The organism is Sphingopyxis sp., assembly GCF_016463645.1.
Taxonomy (GTDB): domain Bacteria; phylum Pseudomonadota; class Alphaproteobacteria; order Sphingomonadales; family Sphingomonadaceae; genus Sphingopyxis.
Genome location: NZ_JAEMQX010000254.1, coordinates 1 through 1,967, shown reverse-complemented (window position 1 = coordinate 1,967; position 1,967 = coordinate 1). Strand labels below are relative to the sequence as shown.

Sequence of the window (1,967 nt, the reverse complement as noted above, 5' to 3'; positions counted from 1 at the left end):
TCATCGGGCTGTGGATCGGCCCGCGCTTCATCCTGATGCTGCGCATGCGGCAGGGGAAGGGGCAGCCGATCCGCGACGACGGCCCGCAGACCCACCTCGCGAAAAAGGGCACGCCCACCATGGGCGGGCTGATGATCCTCATCTCGCTGATGATCTCCGCGCTCCTGTGGATGGACCTGTCCAACCGTTTCGTCTGGGCGTGCATCTTCGTGACCGGCGGCTTCGCCGCGGTCGGCTTCCTCGACGATCTCGACAAGGTCACCAAGGCCAGCCACCGCGGAATTCCGGGGCGCGTGCGCCTGCTCATCGAATTCCTGATCGCGGGCGTCGCGGTGCTGCTGATCGTGTCGCGCACCGGCACCGACCTGTATCTGCCCTTCTTCAGCGGCATCGTGATCCCGCTGGGGCCGCTCTATTATGTCTTCGCGATGATCCTCATCGTCGGTTTCGGCAATGCGGTGAACCTGACCGACGGGCTCGACGGGCTCGCGACCTTCCCCGTCATCATCGCCAGCCTGACCTTCCTCGTCATCGTCTATCTCTCGGGCAACGTGAAGTTCGCGGGCTATCTCGGCATTCCGCACGTCCCCGGCGCGGGCGAGCTCGCGGTCTTCGCCGCCGCGATCATCGGCGCCTGCCTCGCCTTCCTGTGGTTCAACGCGCCCCCCGCGGCCGTCTTCATGGGCGACACGGGCAGCCTCGCGCTCGGCGGCGCGCTCGCGACGATCGCGGTCACCGCGCAGCATGAACTCGTCCTCGTCCTCGTCGGCGGGCTGTTCGTGGTCGAGGCGCTGTCGGTGATCATCCAGGTCTTCTGGTACAAGCGCACCGGCAAGCGCGTGTTCCGCATGGCGCCGATCCACCATCATTTCGAGCAATTGGGCTGGCCCGAATCGACCGTCGTCATCCGCTTCTGGATCGTCTCGATCGTCCTGGCACTCGCGGGGCTCGCGACCCTGAAACTCCGGTGATCACCTCGCGCGCCTTTGCCGGCCGCCGCTATGCGGTGCTGGGACTGGCGCGCTCGGGCCTCGCGACCGTAGAAGCGCTCGTCGCCAGCGGTGCGGGCGTCACCGCATGGGACGACCGCGAGGAAGCGCGCGACGAGGCGATGGCATTGGGCGCCGACATCGGCAATCCGCTCGAGATCGACCTGATCGGCTTCGCGGGCGTCGTCGTGTCGCCCGGCGTGCCGCTCAATCGCCACCCGATCGCCGCGCACGCGCGCGAGGCGCATGTCCCCGTCATCGGCGACGTCGAGCTGTTCGCCGAGGCGCAGGGCCAGCTCCCGCCGCACAAGCTCGTCGGCATCACCGGCACCAACGGCAAGTCGACCGTGACGGCGCTCGTCACCCACATGCTCGAAAGCGCGGGCGTCCCGACGCTGATGGGCGGCAATATCGGCCTGCCGATCCTCAGCCGCGAGCCGCTCCCGGAAGGCGGAGTGTATGTGCTCGAGCTGTCGAGCTACCAGCTCGACCTTTCGCACAGCCTCGCCTGCGACATAGCGCTCCTCACCAACCTCAGCCCCGATCACCTCGACCGCTACGACGGCTTCGCCGGCTATACGGCGTCGAAGGCGCGGCTCTTCTCGCTCCAGCACCGCGATCAGGTCGCGATCGTCGCGGTCGACGACGATCCGTCGAAGATGATCGCGAGCCGTATCAATCATCGCCTCCATCGCGTATCGGCCAAGGATGTCGACCCCGTCGATCAGGCGCGCTGGCCCGCGCTGCAGGGTCCGCACAATGCCCAGAACGCCGTCTGCGCGATCGCGGTATGCCGCGTGCTGGGGCTGAACGACGAGCAGATCGAACGCGGTCTCGCGACCTACAAGTCGCTGCCGCACCGCATGGAATTGGTCGGCGAAGCCGATGGTGTCCGCTGGTTCAACGACAGCAAGGCCACCAACGCGGCTTCCGCTGCACCGGCGCTGGCGGCATTTCCGCCGGCGCCGGACCAGCGTC

General features: G+C 67.4%; 2 protein-coding genes. Both read left to right on the top strand.

The features are described 5' to 3' along the window. On the top strand, positions 1-971 hold a 971-nt coding region (mraY, locus tag JHC57_RS22270), incomplete at its 5' end, for a phospho-N-acetylmuramoyl-pentapeptide-transferase (RefSeq protein WP_294032738.1). Next, positions 968-1,967: UDP-N-acetylmuramoyl-L-alanine--D-glutamate ligase (gene murD, locus JHC57_RS22265; protein WP_294032737.1), on the top strand; the 1,000-nt coding region annotated here is incomplete at its 3' end. The genes mraY and murD, both read left to right, overlap by 4 nt.